Here is a 17858-nt window from a genome sequence, read left to right as displayed (position 1 = left end):
ACGCGCATCGGATCGCGCAAACGGAGACGGATCATGATCTCTTCGGACAAGGTCGCCCGCGTCACCGCGGCGATGCCCTTCTGGCTCACCTATATCCTGCCGCCGCTGGTAATGCTGGGCGCGGTCAGGGGCGGGCTCTGGGTGCTGCTGCCGCCGCTCGCGACCTGGTATCTGTTCTCGGCGCTGGACGTTGCGCTGGGGCTCAACAAGGAAAGTGCCGATCCGCAGACCGAGGAAAGCCGGCTCTTCTGGTACCGGCTGGGGGTGATGCTCTGGGCGCCGGTGCAGTTCGTGACGCTCTACGCGCTGATCTGGTATCTTGGCCACAGCGATCACCTGAACGGCTGGGAAAAATTCGGCGTGATGTTCGGCACCGGCGTGATGACCGGCACGGTGGGCATCGTCTATGCCCATGAGCTGCTGCATCAGTCGAACCGGCTGGAGCGCAACCTTGCCGACTGGCTGCTGGCGATGGTGCTCTATTCGCATTTCCGCTCGGAGCATCTGCTGGTGCATCACGTCTGGGTTGGCACGCCGCGCGACGCGGTGACGGCGCGCTATAACGAGGGGTTCCACCGCTATTATCCGCGCGTGCTGCGCGAATGCCCGGCCTCGGCCTTCCGCGCCGAGGCGGCCATGCTGGCGCGGCGCAAGCTGCCCTGGTGGCACCGGCGCAACCCGTTCTGGAAATACGCGGCCCTGCAACTGGCGATGCTGGCACTGGCGATATTGCTGGCCGGCTGGTCGGGGCTCTTGTTCTTTGTCGTGCAGGCAGGGGTGGCGATCTGGCAGCTCGAGCTGACCAATTACGTGGAGCATTACGCGCTGACCCGGCGCCATCTGGGCGACGGCAGATACGAGCATGTGAAGCCGCACCATTCCTGGAACTCGGCACATACGGCGACGAACTGGCTGCTGATCAATCTTCAGCGCCATTCCGATCACCATTACAAGCCCGACCGCCGCTTTCCGCTCTTGCAGAATTACGAGGAGCGCGAGGCGCCGCAGCTGCCCTATGGCTATCCGATCATGACCATGGCAGCGATGGTGCCGCCGCTCTGGCGCCGGATCATGAACCCGAAGGTCAGGGCCTGGCGCAAGGCCTGGTATCCCGACATCGAGGACTGGAAGCCCTATAATCGCGCCAGCACCCCGATGCCGGGCCGGGCGAGCTGAGAGGCCGCGCGCTGCTCTGGGCGTCGGGCGGGCGGCACGGTGTTTTTGGGAGTATTTGAAGAAAGATGAAGGGGCGGGGGCGGCGCCTCGCTCCTGCCGTGCGGGCAGGGGAATGCGGCCTTGCAATCAGGGCGTGGGCCTCGCAAACATGAGGCCCGGTTCCGGTTCAGGAGGCAGAGCGATGGATCTTGAGAAAGCCGCGAGGGCGGTGCGCGAGAACGCCTATGTGCCCTATTCGCGCTTCAAGGTGGGGGCGGCGCTGCGCACGCCCTCGGGCGCGGTCTATGTCGGCTGCAATGTCGAGAACGTGGCCTATCCCGAAGGCACCTGCGCCGAGGCCGGCGCCATCGCCGCCATGGTCGCCGCCGGCGAGACCGAGATCGCCGAGGCCTATGTGATCGCCGACAGCGCCCATCCGGTGCCGCCCTGCGGTGGTTGCCGGCAAAAGCTGGCGGAATTCGCGCGTTCGGAGGCAAAGGTGACGCTGGCCACAGTGGACGGGGCCGAGCTGGTCACGACGGTGGCCGAACTGCTGCCCGGCGCCTTCGATCCGGGGCATATGGAGCGCGCATGATGGAGGCGAGGGCGGTGATCGCGGCGCTGCGGCGCGGAGAGGAACCGACGGCAGAAGGGCTGCGCTGGTTCGCCAGCGGGCTGGCGGACGGCTCGGTCAGCGCGGCGCAGGCCGGGGCCTTTGCCATGGGGATCTGCCTGCGCGGGCTCAGCGAGGAGAATCGCGTGGCGCTGACGCTGGCGATGCGCGATTCGGGCCATGTGATGCGCTGGGATCTCGACGGGCCGGTGGTCGACAAGCATTCCACCGGCGGGGTCGGCGATTGCGTCTCGCTGGTGCTGGCGCCGGCGCTGGCGGCCTGCGGCGTCTATGTGCCGATGATCTCGGGGCGGGGCCTGGGCCATACCGGCGGCACGCTCGACAAGCTCGACGCGATCCCGGGCTATGCGGTGGCGCCCGACGAGGCGCGCTTTCGCCAGGTGGTGCGCGAGGCCGGATGCGCCATCGTCTCGGCCAGCGCCGAGATCGCCCCCGCCGACCGCAGGCTCTATGCGGTGCGCGACGTGACGGCGACGGTGGAAAGCCTCGATCTCATCACCTCCTCGATCCTGTCGAAGAAATTGGCGGCGGGGCTGGAGGGGCTGGTTCTGGATGTGAAAGTCGGCTCCGGCGCCTTCATGAAGACCGACGAAGAGGCGCGCGCGCTGGCGCAGGCGCTGGTGTCCACCGCCAACGCTGCCGGCTGCCCGACCACCGCCTTTGTCACCGATATGAACCAGCCGATTGCCGCGGCGCTGGGCAATACGCTGGAGGTGGACGCGGCGATGCGCGTGCTGACCGGGCGCGAGCAGGGGCCGCTCTACGAGCTGACGCTGGCGCTGGGTGCGGCGCTGCTGGAGGGGGCGGGGATCGCCGATCCGGAGGCGAAGCTGCGCGCGGCGCTCGATGGCGGGGCCGCCGCCGAGCGCATGGGGCGCATGGTCTACGGGCTGGGCGGGCCGATGAATTTTGTCGAGGACTGGGGCCGTTACCTGCCCGAGGCGACGGTGATCCGCGAGATCCCGGCGCCTGTGTCCGGCCATGTCGCCTCGATCGACGGCGAGGCGCTGGGCCTTGCGGTGGTGCGGCTCGGCGGCGGGCGCACGGTCGAGACCGACCGGATCGACCCGGCGGTGGGGCTCTCGGATGTGGTGCGGCTGGGCGCGCGCGTCGAGCAGGGGGCGCCGCTGGCGCGGATCCACGCGGCGCGCGAGGATCAGGCCGAGGAGGCGATCCGCGTGGTGCAGAATGCCATCGCGCTGGGCGATCCCGCCGAGGCCGGGCCGCTGGTCCGGGAGCGCGTCGGATGAGAGCCTTTCTGGTGGTGATGGATTCGGTGGGCATTGGCGGCGCACCGGATGCCGGGTCGTATTTCAACGACGGCCATCCCGATACCGGCGCCAACACCGTGCTGCACATCGCCGAGGCCTGCGCGCGTGGCGAGGCCGAGGACGGGCGCAGCGGGAAGCTGCACCTGCCCAATCTCGACGCTTTGGGCCTGGGCCGGGCGGTGGAGCTGGCCAGCGGCACGCTGCCGCCGGGGCTGGGGGCCGCGCCGCGCGGGCTCTGGGGCGCCGCGACGGAGCGGTCGAAGGGCAAGGACACGCCCTCGGGCCATTGGGAGCTGGCCGGGCTGCCGGTGCCGTGGGACTGGCATTATTTCCCCGATACCCAGCCGGCCTTTCCGGCGGATCTCATGGCGAAGGTTTGCGAGATCGCTGGCACCGAGGGGACGCTGGCCAATTGCCACGGCTCCGGCACGGTGATGCTGGAACGCTTCGGGGCAGAGCATCTGCGCACGGGCTGGCCGATCTGCTACACCTCCGCCGACAGCGTGTTCCAGATCGCGGCGCATGAGGAAAGCTTCGGCCTCGACCGGCTGCTGTCGCTTTGCGAGACCATCGCACCGCTGCTGCATAAGAGGAAGGTGGGGCGGGTGATCGCGCGGCCTTTCGTCGGGCAAGAGGGCCACTTCACCCGCACCGCCAATCGCCACGACTATGCCATCCGCCCGCCCGAGCCGGTGCTGACCAACTGGGTGCAGGAGGCCGGCGGGACGGTGCATGCGGTCGGCAAGATCGGCGATATCTTCTCGATGGAGGGGATCGACGCCTTGCACAAAGGCGACGATGCCACGCTGATGAGCCATCTCGGAGACCTTGTGGATAACTCCGGGGACGGTTCGCTGACCTTCGCGAATTTCGTCGAGTTCGACAGCCTTTACGGGCACAGGCGAAATGTCTCGGGCTATGCCCGTGCGTTGGAATGGTTCGATGCCGAGCTTGGCCGGCTGCTGCCGCGCTTGCGCAAAGACGACATGTTGCTGATCACCGCCGATCACGGCAACGACCCCACATGGCGGGGCACCGATCACACCCGCGAGCGGGTGCCGGTGCTGGTGGCCGGAAAGGGCGCGGGCTGCGCCGGGCAGGTGGGATTTGCCGATGTTGCCGCCAGCGTCGCGGCGCATCTCGGGGTTGCGGCGCGTGGCGCCGGGAGGAGTTTTCTGTGAGAGGTTTTGTGATGGACGAAGAGCGTCTGGCGGCGATCCGCGCGCTGCCCAAGGTCGAGCTGCACCTGCATCTGGAGGGCGCCGCGCCGCCGGCCTTCATCCGGGGGCTGGCGCAGGAGAAATCGGTGCGGCTCGACGGGATCTTTGCCGGCAACGGCAGCTATGCCTACACGGATTTCGGGCATTTTCTTGAGGTTTACGAGGCCGCGACATCGGTTCTGAAAAGCCCCGAGGATTACGCGCGCCTCGTCACCGCCGTGCTTGAGGAAAGCGCCGCAAACGGTGTGCTCTATTCGGAAACCTTCCTGTCGCCGGATTTCTGCGGTGGCGGCGATCTCGGCGCCTGGCGGGATTATCTGCACGCGATGCGCGAGGCGGCGGAGGCGGCGGAGCGCGATATAGGCATCACCCTGCGCGGCATCGTCACCTGCATCCGGCATTTCGGCCCGGAAAAGGCCAAGCGTGCCGCGCTCTGCGCCGCCGAGACGGCGGGCGACTGGCTGGTGGGTTTTGGCATGGCCGGCGACGAGAACCGGGGCAGCCCGAGGGATTTCGCCTACAGCTTCGACATGGCGCGCGAGGCGGGGCTGAAGCTCACCTGCCATGCCGGGGAATGGCGCGGGCCGCGCGAAGTGGCCGAAGCGATTGACGATTTGAGGGTTGCGCGCATCGGCCACGGGGTGCGATCCATCGAGGATCTGGCGCTTGTGGATAAGATCGTGGAGAACGGGATTGTCCTAGAGGTTTGCCCGGGTTCCAACGTGACGCTCGGGGTTTACCCGAAGCTCTCGGCGCATCCGATTGAGAAACTGCGCGAACGCGGCGTGAAGGTGACCGTCTCGACCGACGATCCGCCGTTCTTTCACACCAGCATGGCCGATGAATACGAGGCGCTGGCGCGGGTCTTTGGCTGGGACGAGGAGGTCTTTGCCGAGATCGCCCGCACGTCCGCCGAGGCCGCGTTCTGCGACGAGGAGACCCGCGCGGCACTGCTCAAGCGGCTGGGCTGAGCGGCGGCTGGCACGGCGGGCGGTGGGCCAGAATTGCCCACCCTACGGGCCGGCGTGCGGCGGTTTCAGTTTCGCATGCGTCCCCGGCGTTGCGGGAAAAGGGCGCCGTCGTTATTGGAAAAGGCGATACGCGAAAAGGAGCGCCCGCGCATGAAACAGCATCTCACCGTCGTCGATCACCCGCTGGTGCAGCACAAGCTGACCCTGATGCGCGAAAGGGACACTTCGACCGCGTCCTTCCGCCAGCTCCTGCGCGAGATCAGCCTGCTGCTCGCCTATGAGGTCACCCACGAGCTGCCGGTGACCAGCAAAAAGATCGAGACGCCGCTCTGCGAGATGGAGGCGCCGGTGATCGAGGGCAAGAAGCTGGTGCTGGTGTCGATCCTGCGCGCCGGCAACGGTCTGCTCGACGGGATTCTGGAGCTGGTGCCGGCGGCGCGGGTGGGCTTTGTCGGGCTCTATCGCGACGAGGAGACTCTGAAGCCGGTGCAGTATTACTTCAAGGTGCCGAAGAATTTGCAGGACCGTACGGTGATCGTGGTCGATCCGATGTTGGCTACGGGCAATTCCTCTGCCGCCGCCATCGACCTGATGAAAGAGGCCGGCGCCAGGGATATCCGCTTTCTCTGCCTGTTGGCGGCGCCGGAAGGCGTGGCGCGGATGAAGGAGGCGCACCCGGATGTGCCCATCGTCACAGCCTCGCTCGATAGCCACTTGAACGAAAAGGGTTATATCGTTCCGGGACTAGGGGATGCGGGTGACCGGATGTTCGGCACAAAATAAGCCGTGCGTACGCTTTACAGCATCAAGCGGATATTGCATGCTGGCCGCATTTATCTGGGGGCAGACATGCGATTGAAAACACTGGCGATCCTTGCCTTGGCCGCGGCTCCGAGCATCGGCGCGGCACCCTCGCTGGCGCAGGGCATCACCACCATCGACACGCCGGCGGAGCTGCCGCCGTCGAGCTATTCCGGCAAGCAATATGTCGACAGTCAGGGCTGCGTGTTCGTGCGCGCCGGGTTCGACGGCGCGGTGATCTGGGTGCCCCGGGTGACCCGCGACCGCGATCAGGTTTGCGGCTATGCGCCGACCTTCGGGAAATCGGCAACGCGGACCGCTGCGGCGCCTGCTCCGAAACCCGCCGCTCGGCCCGCGCCGAAACCGGCGGCGAAGCCGAGCCCGGCCCCCGCGCCGACCCGTGTGAGCCGCAGCGCGAAACCCATCGAAACCGTGGCCTCCAAGCCCGCGCCGAAACCGGCGGTCAAGCGCCGCGTCGTCAAGGCGCCGGCCTCCAAGCCGCCGTCGGCACCGCCGCCGAAAACCGTGGTCAAGACCGTGCCGAAACCCGCAGCGCGGGCACCGCAACCGCAGCGCGTGGTCAAGGTTGCGCCGGGGCGGGGGTGTCCGACCGGGTACACAGGCACGGTTATGCGCGATGGCATGCAGGTGCGCTGCGGCCCGCAATCTAGCCCCTTCGTAACCGAGATCCGCCGTGGCGAGGCGCCCGGCGCGGGCAAGAACGTCTATTACAACTACGGCAACGGACGCGGCAGCTGGGATGACAGCCGTCTTGGCACGGCTTCGGACGACCCGGTCGCCCTGGCGGGCCGACCGGGCACGCGGATCGTGCCCGATCAGGTCTGGGAAAGCCGCTCCGAGGTGCCGCCGGTGGTGCCTGCGGGCTATCGCCCGGCCTGGGAGGACGACCGGCTGAACCCCTACCGCGCCTGGCAGACGGTGGACGGGTTCTATGCGACGCAGAAGCGCTGGACCAACACGGTGCCACGGCAGAACCTGCCCTATGCACGTCGGATTCCGGCGCGTGAGCCGGTTGTGCTTTACCGGGCCGATGCACCTGTCACCGCGCCGGTGGTCTCGTCCACCGGGCGCAGCCCGGCGCAGGAGCGCGCGACGCGCAACCCGGTGATCTCGACCCGCTCGGCGCCCTCCGGCACCGCAGCGCCCGGCGGCGCAGCGCGCTATGTGGAGATCGGCCTCTTCACCACCAAAGCCAAGGCGGCTGCCGCAGCAAGCCGTTTGCAGGGCGCCGGCCTGCCGGTGCGCTATGCCCGCGCGGGCGGCGATGCACCGCAGCAGCGCCGTGTCGTGGTCGGCCCCTATCGCAGCGCGTCGGCACTGAATGCAGCGCTGAGCCGGGTGCATGCGACGGGGTACGTGCAGGCCTATACGCGCTGAATTCTGCGCTGTCGGATTGAGCTCAGGCCCCCGCCGCGGAGACGTGGCGGGGGTTTTCCGTTTCCGGGCTCAGCCGCCGCAGATGCTCTGTAGCCGTACCCAGTCGGCGTCGGAGAGCACCAGCCGGCTGCCCTCGCCGGCATAGGGATCGGCCTCGATGAGCGCGAGCGTGCTTTCCCCGGTCATGTCGCGGGCAAAGGCATAGGGCGAGCTGCGCAGTTGTGCGGTGCCGAAGGCGCGCAGCAGCGCATCGGTGGGCAGCGGCGCCGCGTCGCGGGTGAGCAGCGTCTCGGCATAGGAATCCAGCGCACCGTCGGGCAGGCTGCCGGTGGTCAGCAGCCGCAGCGACGACCACAGCCCCGCATGTTCCAGCAGGTCTGCCAGCGGATCCGCGCGGCGCGCGCGCAGCGCCTCGGCAAGGATATAGCCCGCCGCGATATCGGGGTCTTCGTGATCCTCGATCAGCGCGCGATTCATCAGGATCAACCCGCCGGGCAGATGCGCCGTCTCGCGCACGCCACCGGGCAAGACAACCAGATCGTCCTGCCGGGTCTCGCCCAGCATCCGCAGCGCCAGGTGGCGCAGCGGCTGGCGTGCTTCCTCGGTCATGCAGGGCTGACCGGCGACGCGGGTGATCCGGGCCAGCAGCGCCGTGCCGATCTCCTCGCGCTTGACCGTGGGCACGACGCGCTCGGTATGCTTGAGCAGCGCGCCGGGCAGCCAGAACAGCGCGCCCGCCAGCAGCACCGTGGCGACGCCTCCGATCAGGTAGAGCCGCAGCTTGCCGGGGCGCGGGCGGCGGCGGTCGATGGCGCGCAGCAGCCGCTCGATCGCCTCGATCATCGTGGTCTCGTCCTCGGCGAGTTCCAGCGTCTCGCCGGGGTCGCCGTCGGGGTGATAGATCGCCGGGCGCTGGCCCTTGTTGGCGCGCCGCACGGCGGGCAGGGACCAGTGCGCCAGCGCCCGTCCGGAGAATTCGGAAATGGTCAGCGAGGCGTCGCCCAGCGACACGATCACCTCCCGGCGCTGCGCGCCGGGTTCGGGCCGCCACAGGCCCGAGGCTTCCAGCCGTTCATATTGTTTGAGTGCCGTCATGGCGGGCTGCTCTGCCTCGTTTCGGTGCAACGTAGCATGGGCGCGCGGCCATGGGCAATGCGTGGCTGATTTCGCGGCTGCCGGGCCGATGTGGAGCCCTTGATATGCGTCATACCGCTGTCGCGGGCGCGGCGTTACGCTCACACGCGGATCGGCGGCTGGAGGCGAAAATGAATAGGCGGAGGTTTGTTCTGGGCGCGGCGGGGCTGGCTGCCGCCGGTGCGGCAGGTGTCGCGGGATGGCGTGCGTGGACCGGCTCCATGGGAGAATATGCGCGTTACAGCGCGGCACTGCGCGAGACGCTGGCGCAGAGGCCGGAGGCGGTGGCGCTCCTGCGCTATGCGACGCTCGCGCCCAACGGCCACAACACGCAGCCCTGGCGTTTCCGCATCGGCAACGGCGAGATCGGTATCGAGCCGGACCTGTCCCGTGCCACGCCTGCGGTCGATCCCGACGATCACCATCTCTATGTCAGCCTCGGATCGGCGCTCGAGGTGCTGCACATCGCCGCGACGGCGACGGGCTGGCCCGGTTCCGTGGAAGACGCGGAGACCGGCGCGCCGCGTTATCTCTATGCGGAAGGGCCGGCCCGTCCGGATGATCTCTTTGCGGCCATTCCGCAGCGGCAGTCGACCCGGGCGCCCTTCGACGGACGCGTCGCTTCGGCGGCGGATCTGACGGCGCTGGAGGCCGCGGCGCGGGTGCCGGGGGTGCATCTGTCGCTGCACACCGACCGCGCGCGGATTGGCGCGGTGCGTGATCTGGTCCTCGCCGGGAACGACAGGCAAATGGCAGATCCGGCCTTCATGGCCGAGCTGAAACACTGGCTGCGCTTCAGCCCTGCCGAGGCGATGGCGCGCGGGGACGGGCTGTTCTCGGCCTGTAGCGGCAACCCGGTGCTGCCGGAGCCGCTCGGCGGGCTGGCCTACGACCTGTTCTTCAAGGCGGAGACCGAACGCGCGAAATACGCCCGTCAGCTCGACAGTTCGGCGGGCGTCGCGGTGTTCACCGGCGCGCGTGAGGACAAGGCGCACTGGATCGCCGTAGGCCGGGCGTCGCTGCGCTTTGCGCTGGCGCTGACGGCGCGCGGCATGCGCTGCTCTTATGTCAACCAGCCGGTGGAGGTCGCAGCACTACGCCCCGAACTCGCGGGGATTGCCGGTGTCGCCGGCCAGCGCCCGGATCTCGTCATGCGCTTTGGCTACGGGCCGACGCTGCCCTTCTCGCCGCGCCGGCCCGTGGCGTCCGTTCTCGTCTGAGGCGGGTGCTCAGAGATCCTTGGCACGCGCCCGAAGCTGGAATTTCTGGATCTTGCCGGTGGAGGTCTTGGGCAGCTCCTCGAACACCACTTTCTTGGGGGTCTTGAACCCCGCCAGCCGCTCGCGGGAAAAGGCGATGAGCTCCGCCTCGCTGGCCTCGTGGCCCGGCTTCAGCTCGACAAAGGCGCAGGGCACCTCGCCCCATTTCTCGTCCGGCTTGGCCACCACGGCGCAGAGCAGCACCGATTCATGCGCCATCAGCGTGTTTTCCACCTCGACCGAGGAGATGTTCTCGCCGCCGGAGATGATGATGTCCTTCGCCCGGTCGGCGATCTGGAGATAGCTGTCGGGATGCAGCACGGCGATGTCGCCGGAATGGAAATAGCCGCCCTCGAAGGCCTCGCGCGTGGCCTTGGGCGCCTTGAGATAGCCCTTCATCACGCCGTTGCCGCGATGCATGATCTCGCCCTTGGTCTCGCCGTCCATGGCGACGATGTTCATCTGCTCGTCCATGACGGTGACATGCTGCATGAAGGGCATGCCGACGCCCTGGCGTGCCTTCATCGCGGCGCGGTCACCGCCCTGCATGTGATCCCAGCTCCCCTGCCAGGCGCATTCCACATCCGGCCCGTAGGTCTCGGTCAGCCCGTAGACCTGGGTGACGTTGAAGCCCATGGTCTCGATCTTGGCGAGCGTGGCGGGGGCAGGGGGCGCGCCGGCGGTGAAGACTTCGACCACATGATCGAAGGCGCGCTTCTCCTCTGCCTTGGCGTTGACGATCATGTTCAGCACGATGGGCGCGCCGCCGAAATGGGTGACGCCCTCGTCGGCGATGGCGTCGTAGATATTATGTGCGGCGATGTCGCGGCAGCACACGACGGTGCCGCCCACGGCGGGCATCATCCAGGTGTGGCACCAGCCGTTGCAGTGAAAGAGCGGCACGATGGTCAGGTAGACCGGATGCAGCGTGATGCGCCAGCTCAGCACCTGGCCCATGGCGTTGAGATAGGCGCCGCGATGGTGATAGACCACGCCCTTGGGCCGCCCGGTGGTGCCGGAGGTGTAGTTGAGCGCGAGGCTCTCCCATTCGTCCTCGGGTAGGATCCAGGCGAAATCGGGATCGCCGGTGGCGAGGAAGTCCTCGTATTCCTGATATTCGCCCAGATGCGGCGCGCCGCCATGCGGGTCGGCGACCTCGATCACCGTGGGCGCCTCGGTCTCCATCATCTCGATGGCCTCGGCCAGATGCGGGATGAACTGCGGATCGCAGAGCACCACCTTGGCCTCGCCGTGATCGAGGATATAGGCGATGGTGTCGATATCGAGCCGGGTGTTGATCGTGTTCAGCACCGCGCCGCAGGCGGGCACGCCGAAATGCGCCTCGGCCTGGGCGGGGATGTTGGGCAGGATGGTGGCCACCACATCGCCGGGGGCGATGCCGATTTTCGTCAGCGCGGAGGCGAGCCGGGTGACGCGCTCGTAATACTCGGCATAGGTCTTGCGGTGCGGCCCGTAGACCACCGCCATGTGGTCGGGATAGACCTGTCTGGCGCGGATCAGGAAGGAGAGCGGAGTGAGCGGCACGAAATTCGCCGTGCATTTTCCCAGTCCGGTTTCATTGGCAAGCCAGCCCATGGCGTCCTCCCTCGATAGCTCGTGCCCCGGACTATGCGCAGTCGTGGCGATGTGGAAAAGCCCCGAATCGGGGATTTTCGTCTTCGAAACGTAGGGTTATTCTGGCGCCCATGATCATCTCTCCGGGCCGCCGCTATATCTTTGTGCATATCCCCAAGACCGGCGGCACCTCGATGGCAGCGGCGCTGGAGGCGCGGGCGCATCGCGACGATATCCTGATCGGCGATACGCCGAAAGCGCGCAGGCGGCGGGGGCGGGTGACGCGGCTTTCCGCCCGCGGACGGCTGTGGAAACATTCGACACTGGCGGATATCGACGGGGTGCTGAGCCCCGGGGAGATCGGCGCCCTGTTCACCTTCACGCTGGTGCGCAACCCGTGGGACAGGATGGTGAGCTATTACCACTGGCTGCAAACGCAGCGTTTCGAGCACACGGCGGTGCGGCTGGCGCAGGCGCTTGATTTCGCCGGGTTTCTCGCGCATCCGCAGATCGCCGCGAGCCTGAGCGCGGCCCCCTATGCCAGCTACATGCGTGATGTGACAGGGCGGGAGCGCGCGGATCTCTATCTGCGGCTCGAGCATCTGGAGGCGGATCTGGCGCCGCTGGAGGCGCATCTGGGCTTTCGCCCGGAGGTTGGACGCGAGAACGCCTCGGCGCGGGCGGAGGATTACCGGGGCTATTATACCGAGGCGACGGCGGCGTTGGTTGGGGCTTTTTGCGCCGAGGATATCGCCCGGTTCGGCTATGCGTTCTGAAAGCGTCGCGCCCGGCGCTGCGGGCGTTGCGCGGGCGGGCAGGGCGGTCTGCCTCCGGCGGGGATATTTGCAGCCAATGGAAGAGCCGGAAGAGGGAAGGCAGCCCGCCTTGCGTGGAGGCGGGCTGCCAGAAGCGCTGGGCTTCCACTGGCGCGGTCATCGGCGTCCCCGCCTGTACCGCATGACCGGTATCGCCGGTTAACCTTAATATTCGGTTTCTTTCCCGGATCTCATGTTTCCATTGGCCCAAAATATCCCGGGGAGTCCGAGGGGCTGGCCCCTCGAAAGCCGCCCGTGCCGTCAGCGCACCGGGTCGAGCAGTGCGTCGCGCAGGGTGCAGTCCTGCACCACGTCCTGCCCGCAGGGCACCGGCTCGAGCGATGTCGAGAGGCAGAGCCGCGCCTCCTGGATGCGGCCGGCCTTGCAGGTGATCGTCAGCATATCCGGCTCCAGCCCCGGATTGGCCTTGAGAAAGGCCTCCTCCACCAGCGCCGCCGGCAGGCTCACCGGGCTTTCCAGCTTGCGGAAGGCGGCGGGGCGGGTCACGGTCTCATAGGCGCGGCGTGAGAGGGCGAAATAGGTCTCGGCGCTCAGCCCCGAACAACTGCCGTGCTTTTTCCACTGATGCCAGGCGAGCCCCGCCGTGCCCATGATATCGGCCATCTCTGCCGTCATCGCCCGGCTGGGCGCGCGCTGCGAGCTCGGGCAATAGGAGGGGTAGCCGCGATGGTATTGCGGCCAGAGCCCGTGCAGGATCCAGCCGTGATCCTCCTCGCATTGCGGCGAGCGGCGCGCATCGCCTTCGAGCGCGCACCAGCTTGGCGACCAGCTCAGCGACATCACGTAATAATCGAACCTCCCCGCCGTCTCGCCCTCGGCGCGGGCCAGGGTGGCGGAGACGAGCAGCAGCAGAAACCAGCGCATTTTCTCTTCCCTCTTGGGTTTGTCACCACTATATAGCGGCCAAGTTCCCCGACAACGGTAGCCCGTCCCGGATCAAATCCGGGACCTCCCGGCCAGAAAATGGCTTGGGGGCGGGGAGGACGCATTGCAAGGAGATGGAACGATGGCCAAACTGCTGCACCCCAAGGCGACCGCCGTCTGGCTGGTCGACAACACCACGCTGACCTTCAAGCAGATCGCCGATTTCACCGGCATGCACGAGCTGGAAATCCAGGGCATCGCCGACGGTGACGTGGCTGCCGGGGTGAAGGGGTTCGACCCCGTGGGCAACAACCAGATCGAGCAGTCCGAGATCGACAAGGCAGAAAAGAACCCGCTGCACAAGCTCAAGCTGAAATACAACGCCGCCGCTGTCGACGAGGACAAGCGCCGCGGCCCGCGCTACACGCCGCTGTCGAAGCGTCAGGACCGTCCGAACGCGATCCTGTGGCTGGTGAAGTTCCACCCCGAGCTCAGCGACGGGCAGATCTCGAAACTGGTGGGCACCACCAAGCCCACCATCCAGTCGATCCGCGAGCGCACCCACTGGAACATCCAGAACATGCAGCCCATCGACCCGGTGGCGCTGGGGCTCTGCCGTCAGACCGAGCTTGACGCGGCGGTGGCCAAGGCGGCCAAGAAACTCGACGAGGTGATGACCGACGACGAGCGCCGCAAGCTGGTCTCGACCGAGCAGAGCCTTGGCATGGAGCCCGAGCCGCGCCTGCCCTCGGCCATCGAGGGGCTGGAGACCTTCTCGCTCTCCGATCCGCGCGGCGAGGACGACGAGGAAGAGAACAAGGGGCCGAGCGATTTCTCGGATGCCGACAGCTTCTTCAACCTGCCCTCGGGCGGCGATGACGACGACGAGGACGAAGACAGCGACGATCCGCGCCGCTGACGCAATCGTCATCGCCAGACGTACAAACGGCCCGGAGATGTCTCTCCGGGCCGTTTTTTGTTGTCCTGCCATATGCCGGCGGGCGTCGCGGTTCAGGCCAGCATTGCGCGCATCATCCAGGCGGCCTTGTCGTGCCATTCCAGCCGGTCGGTGAGCATGCCGGCGGTGACATCGTCGCCGGCGTCATCGGCCTGAGCGATTCCGGCGCGCAGGGTTTCGGCGACGGTCTCGTAATCCTTCACCGTTTCGCTCAGCATCTCGGTGGCGGAGAGCCGGCCTTCGGTTTCGCGCACGGTGGCCAGTTTCGCGAACTCGGCAGAGGTGCCGGGCGCGTAGGCCCCCAATGCACGGATGCGTTCGGCCAGCTCGTCGGAGGCCTCGGCCAGATCGGTATATTGCTCTTCGAACATGGCGTGCAGGGCCTGGAATTGCGGGCCTTCGACATTCCAGTGGAAGTTATGCGCTTTCATGTAGAGCATATGCGTGTCGGCCAGGGCGCGGGCGATGGCATCGACACAGAGGCGATTCGTATTGTCGAGCATGGCTGTTCTCCTTGTGGAAAATCTCATGCCGATACTTGCATGTGTCCGGTCCTACCGCCATGACGCAGGTCAAGCCGGCGACGCCGACGCGCGCGGTCAGAGCCGTTTGCGGGCGTTGAGCGCGGCGGTGATGGTGCCGTCATCGAGATAGTCGAGCTCGCCGCCGATGGGCACGCCCTGCGCCAACGAGCTTAGCGCCACCCGGTGCTCGAGCTGGTCGGCGATGTAATGCGCGGTGGTCTGGCCGTCGACCGTGGCGTTCAGCGCGAGGATGACCTCGGTGACGGATTCGGCGTCGATGCGGGTCACCATCTGCGGAATGCGCAGCTCTTCGGGGCCGACGGAATCGAGGGCAGAGAGCGTGCCGCCCAGCACATGGTAACGGCCCTTGAAGACGCCCGAGCGCTCCATCGCCCAGAGATCGGCGACATCCTCGACCACGCAGAGCTGACCGTTGCCGCGTTTCTCATCGGCGCAGATCGGGCAGATATCGGCGGTACCGACATTGCCGCAGTTGAGGCATTCGCGTGCCGTGCTGGCCACCGCCTGCATGGCGTCGGCCAGCGGTTGCAGAAGCAGCGCGCGCTTGCGGATGAGATGCAGCACCGCACGCCGGGCAGAGCGCGGCCCGAGGCCCGGAAGCCGGGCCATCAGCTCGATCAGCGCGTCGATTTCGGTGCGATCCGGCAAGCGGTCTGCCCTTTGGCAAGAGGCCCCGGCGCAAGGCCGGGGCGGGGTGTATCGCGTCCCGGGCGCGACCCGGGGCCTCGGCGGTTGTCCGAAGCGACAGGCTCCGGACCGTCGCCTCAGAACGGCAGCTTCATGTCGGCGGGCAGGCCCATCGCCTCGGTCAGCTTGCGCATTTCTTCCTCGGAGCGCTCCTGCGCCTTGGCCTGGGCGTCCTTGATCGCGGCGAGGATCAGATCCTCGACCACTTCCTTGTCGTCGGAATTGAAGATCGACGGGTCGATATCGAGCCCGCGCAGCTCGCCCTTGGCCGAGGCGGTGGCCTTGACCAGACCTGCGCCGGATTCGCCGGTCACTTCCATGGATTGCAGGTCTTCCTGAAGCTGGGCCATCTTGCCCTGCATCTCCTGCGCGGTCTTCATCATCTTGGCCATGTCGCCAAGACCGCCCAAACCTTTCAGCATGTCGTCTCTCCTGCGTTGCGGGCGCGGGGATCGCGGCCCTGGCGTTCCCGTCAGTATATCGCAGTCGCGGCGGCGATGAACAAGGGCGGCGCGGCTCAGCGGCGCCAGAGATGGGACTGGCTGGCAAAGAGCCCCTGGAGCTTCGACAGCGACCGGTTGACCGGGCCGGGGCGGGGCAGGGCGCCGGCCTCGAGCCGGTCGGCCACCACCTCGACCGGGCAGGGCAGGCCGGTCAGCGGATCGCGGTAGCGCGGATAGGCGATGAGCGTGGCATGCACGAGCCCCTCCAGCGAGGGGCGCGGCCCGGCGAGGCGGCGGGCGGGGACGGGGCCGAGATCGCGGGTCAGCCCCCAGCCGGCATAAAAGGGCGCGCCGAGCGTGGTGACCGGGATGCCGCGCAGCAGCGCCTCGAAGCCGGCGAGCGAGGTCAGGGTCCAGAGTTCGGCCACCTGCGGCAGCAGCGCGCCCATATCCGCCTGTGTAAGCGTGGCGTCGGCCCATCGCTCGGGCCGCTCGACCGCGCCGGGGCGGAGCCCGGCTTCGACATCCGGGTGCGGTTTCCAGAGCAGCACGGCGCCGGGGTTTTCGGCGCGGGCGCGGGCGAGGAGATCGGCGTTGCGCCGGATCTGCGGGCTGCCGAGCAGGATGGAGGCATCGTCCTCGACCTGGCCGGGCACCAGGATGCGGTGACCGTCGGGCAGGGCGGGCGGGGGGCCGGCGAGATTGTATTTGGTGAGCCCGCCGGCGACCAGTCGCTCGATGAGCCGGCGGGCGCGATCCTCTTCGTCGGGGCGAAGAGCCGCGCTCGCGGCGATGAGCTGCTCCAGCCGGGAAGGGCGGGTCGGGTCGTAATAGATGCCGAGATCGTCACTCACCAGCGACAGCGGCGGGATGAGCGCGGCGCCCAAGCCCTGCGAGCGCAGGAAGCCGTCCTCGACCCGCACCGCATCGGTTTCCTCTGCCTTGCTGGCCCAGATCATGCGGCGGCGGCCCTCCTCGGCCCGTTTCCGGGCCTCCTCGGCGCTTTTGGCAAAGATCACCGGCCTTTGGCCGCCGAAAAACCCCTGAAGCGGGCGGCGCTTCCAGAGCCGCATACCCTCGGCGACCCAGCCGTGACGGTCCTCGCGCCAGGCCCGCGCCTGCGCCTCCAAAGCGCCCAGCACGTCTTCGATCTCGCAACGCCGGTCGCGATAGGGATCGTACCAGACCGGGTAGAGGATCATCGCCGCCGCAAAGAGCTGCGCCCGGGTCAGCCGGCGCTGGCGGCGGGGCAGGGGCGCCTCGTCGTCGGTCAGCCCCCAGCCGGCATAGAAGGGCTGGCCGAAGACGCGCGGGCGATGACCGGCTAGGATCGCCTCGAACCCCATCTGCGAGGACACGGTATAGACCGCCACCGCACCGTCGAGCAGCGCCTGTGGCGAGATCGGATCGGTGCAGAGCGCCACCCGCCCCTGCGCGTCATCGGCGGTATAGTGTCCCGGACGGAAACCGGCCCGCGTTTCCGGATGGGTGCGCAGCAGGATGCGCTTGCCCGGGTTCTCTTCCTGCGCCCAGTAGAGCATCTCCAGAAACCGGTTGCGGTCGGCGCCCGAGGCGCGCACCGAGGCGTCCCCGGCGGTCTGGTCGACCACCAGCACATAGCCGGGCTCGGGCGCGGCTGCGTCCGGATCGGTGGCGGAATATTTCGACAGATGCGCCGCGCGCATCCGCGCCATGGCGCCGCGCGCGCGCTCCAGCAGCGCGTGATCGTCGAGCGGGTGGGTGGCGAGCAGCGTCTCCAGATCTGACGGCGCGCGCCCGTCGAAATGCACCCCCGTGCGGTCGAGCAGCAGCCCAAGCGGCGGCTCGCCGGCGCGGCCCGGGTGCAGCGAGCGCAGAAACGCGTCCTCGACCCGCAGCAGCGGCACGCCGTGCCGCGCCGCCATCGCCTCGCCGCGATGGGCATAGGGCGACTGGCCCCAGACACCAACCATGTCCCCCGACCCGGGCCGGCCCAGCGAAACGCGATAGCCCGCCAGCGCAAGGATGCGGCGCAGTCGGCGCTGGCGCAGGAAGCCGGCACTGTAGACATAAAGACGCCGGGGGGTGTCTCCCCCGGCGCCGCGCTGTCCCTCGGTGTCGTGCAGGG

General features: G+C 67.9%; 17 protein-coding genes. 10 read left to right on the top strand and 7 right to left on the bottom strand.

Annotated features, from left to right (window positions below):
- Window positions 1-33: 33 nt before the first annotated feature.
- From Ga0080574_RS07290 to Ga0080574_RS07260, 7 genes are all read left to right on the top strand, one after another.
- A complete protein-coding gene (locus Ga0080574_RS07290) occupies window positions 34-1176 on the top strand; it encodes an alkane 1-monooxygenase (protein WP_076696553.1) in 1143 nt (380 codons plus the stop codon).
- Between the two features lie 181 nt (window positions 1177-1357).
- Complete coding sequence (locus Ga0080574_RS07285) at window positions 1358-1750, top strand: cytidine deaminase (RefSeq protein ID WP_076696551.1); 393 nt, start codon at window positions 1358-1360, stop codon at window positions 1748-1750.
- Complete coding sequence (locus tag Ga0080574_RS07280) at window positions 1750-3039, top strand: thymidine phosphorylase (protein WP_198039832.1); 1290 nt, start codon at window positions 1750-1752, stop codon at window positions 3037-3039. The genes Ga0080574_RS07285 and Ga0080574_RS07280 overlap by 1 nt, the downstream gene beginning before the upstream one ends.
- On the top strand, window positions 3036-4241 hold the full coding sequence (locus Ga0080574_RS07275) for a phosphopentomutase (RefSeq protein WP_076696547.1): 1206 nt from the start codon (window positions 3036-3038) through the stop codon (window positions 4239-4241). The genes Ga0080574_RS07280 and Ga0080574_RS07275 overlap by 4 nt, the downstream gene beginning before the upstream one ends.
- Before the next feature lie 11 nt (window positions 4242-4252).
- Window positions 4253-5251 carry an adenosine deaminase gene (locus Ga0080574_RS07270; protein WP_076696545.1) on the top strand — a complete coding sequence of 333 codons (999 nt, stop codon included), beginning with the start codon at window positions 4253-4255 and terminating at the stop codon, window positions 5249-5251.
- A gap of 150 nt (window positions 5252-5401) precedes the next feature.
- The gene (gene upp / locus Ga0080574_RS07265; protein ID WP_076696542.1) at window positions 5402-6034 is read left to right on the top strand and encodes a uracil phosphoribosyltransferase; all 633 of its coding nucleotides are present in this window, start codon (window positions 5402-5404) and stop codon (window positions 6032-6034) included.
- A 66-nt stretch (window positions 6035-6100) separates the two neighbouring features.
- Window positions 6101-7450, top strand: a complete 1350-nt coding sequence (locus Ga0080574_RS07260; protein WP_076696540.1) for an SPOR domain-containing protein — start codon at window positions 6101-6103, stop codon at window positions 7448-7450.
- 69 nt (window positions 7451-7519) lie between these two features.
- On the opposite strand, the gene Ga0080574_RS07255 is transcribed toward Ga0080574_RS07260, so the two are convergent.
- Entirely contained in the window at window positions 7520-8545 is a 1026-nt protein-coding gene (locus Ga0080574_RS07255; protein WP_076696538.1) for a hypothetical protein, read from the bottom strand.
- 170 nt (window positions 8546-8715) lie between these two features.
- On the opposite strand from Ga0080574_RS07255, the gene Ga0080574_RS07250 reads away from it, so the two are divergent.
- Window positions 8716-9804, top strand: a complete 1089-nt coding sequence (locus tag Ga0080574_RS07250) for an Acg family FMN-binding oxidoreductase (protein WP_076696536.1) — start codon at window positions 8716-8718, stop codon at window positions 9802-9804.
- A gap of 9 nt (window positions 9805-9813) precedes the next feature.
- On the opposite strand, the gene Ga0080574_RS07245 is transcribed toward Ga0080574_RS07250, so the two are convergent.
- A complete protein-coding gene (locus Ga0080574_RS07245) occupies window positions 9814-11439 on the bottom strand; it encodes an AMP-binding protein (protein WP_076696533.1) in 1626 nt (541 codons plus the stop codon).
- Between the two features lie 110 nt (window positions 11440-11549).
- On the opposite strand from Ga0080574_RS07245, the gene Ga0080574_RS07240 reads away from it, so the two are divergent.
- On the top strand, window positions 11550-12194 hold the full coding sequence (locus Ga0080574_RS07240; RefSeq protein ID WP_076696531.1) for a sulfotransferase family 2 domain-containing protein: 645 nt from the start codon (window positions 11550-11552) through the stop codon (window positions 12192-12194).
- Between the two features lie 300 nt (window positions 12195-12494).
- Here the strand turns inward: Ga0080574_RS07240 and Ga0080574_RS07235 are convergent, their stop codons facing one another.
- Entirely contained in the window at window positions 12495-13118 is a 624-nt protein-coding gene (locus Ga0080574_RS07235) for a ribonuclease T2 family protein (protein ID WP_076696529.1), read from the bottom strand.
- A gap of 142 nt (window positions 13119-13260) precedes the next feature.
- Between Ga0080574_RS07235 and Ga0080574_RS07230 the strand changes: the two genes are divergently transcribed.
- Window positions 13261-14037, top strand: coding sequence for a DUF1013 domain-containing protein (locus Ga0080574_RS07230; RefSeq protein ID WP_076696527.1), 777 nt, complete (start codon window positions 13261-13263; stop codon window positions 14035-14037).
- Between the two features lie 92 nt (window positions 14038-14129).
- On the opposite strand, the gene Ga0080574_RS07225 is transcribed toward Ga0080574_RS07230, so the two are convergent.
- From Ga0080574_RS07225 to Ga0080574_RS07210, 4 genes are all read right to left on the bottom strand, one after another.
- A complete protein-coding gene (locus Ga0080574_RS07225; protein ID WP_076696525.1) occupies window positions 14130-14579 on the bottom strand; it encodes a Dps family protein in 450 nt (149 codons plus the stop codon).
- Between the two features lie 96 nt (window positions 14580-14675).
- On the bottom strand, window positions 14676-15269 hold the full coding sequence (gene recR / locus Ga0080574_RS07220; RefSeq protein ID WP_076696523.1) for a recombination mediator RecR: 594 nt from the start codon (window positions 15267-15269) through the stop codon (window positions 14676-14678).
- A 116-nt stretch (window positions 15270-15385) separates the two neighbouring features.
- Window positions 15386-15730, bottom strand: a complete 345-nt coding sequence (locus Ga0080574_RS07215; RefSeq protein ID WP_076696521.1) for a YbaB/EbfC family nucleoid-associated protein — start codon at window positions 15728-15730, stop codon at window positions 15386-15388.
- Between the two features lie 95 nt (window positions 15731-15825).
- Complete coding sequence (locus tag Ga0080574_RS07210) at window positions 15826-17856, bottom strand: capsule polysaccharide biogenesis protein (RefSeq protein WP_076705765.1); 2031 nt, start codon at window positions 17854-17856, stop codon at window positions 15826-15828.
- Window positions 17857-17858: the final 2 nt, after the last annotated feature.

This window comes from Salipiger abyssi (assembly GCF_001975705.1).
GTDB lineage: Bacteria > Pseudomonadota > Alphaproteobacteria > Rhodobacterales > Rhodobacteraceae > Salipiger > Salipiger abyssi.
Note: the sequence above shows the minus strand (reverse complement) of the source record. Positions and strands in the feature narration are given on the sequence as shown.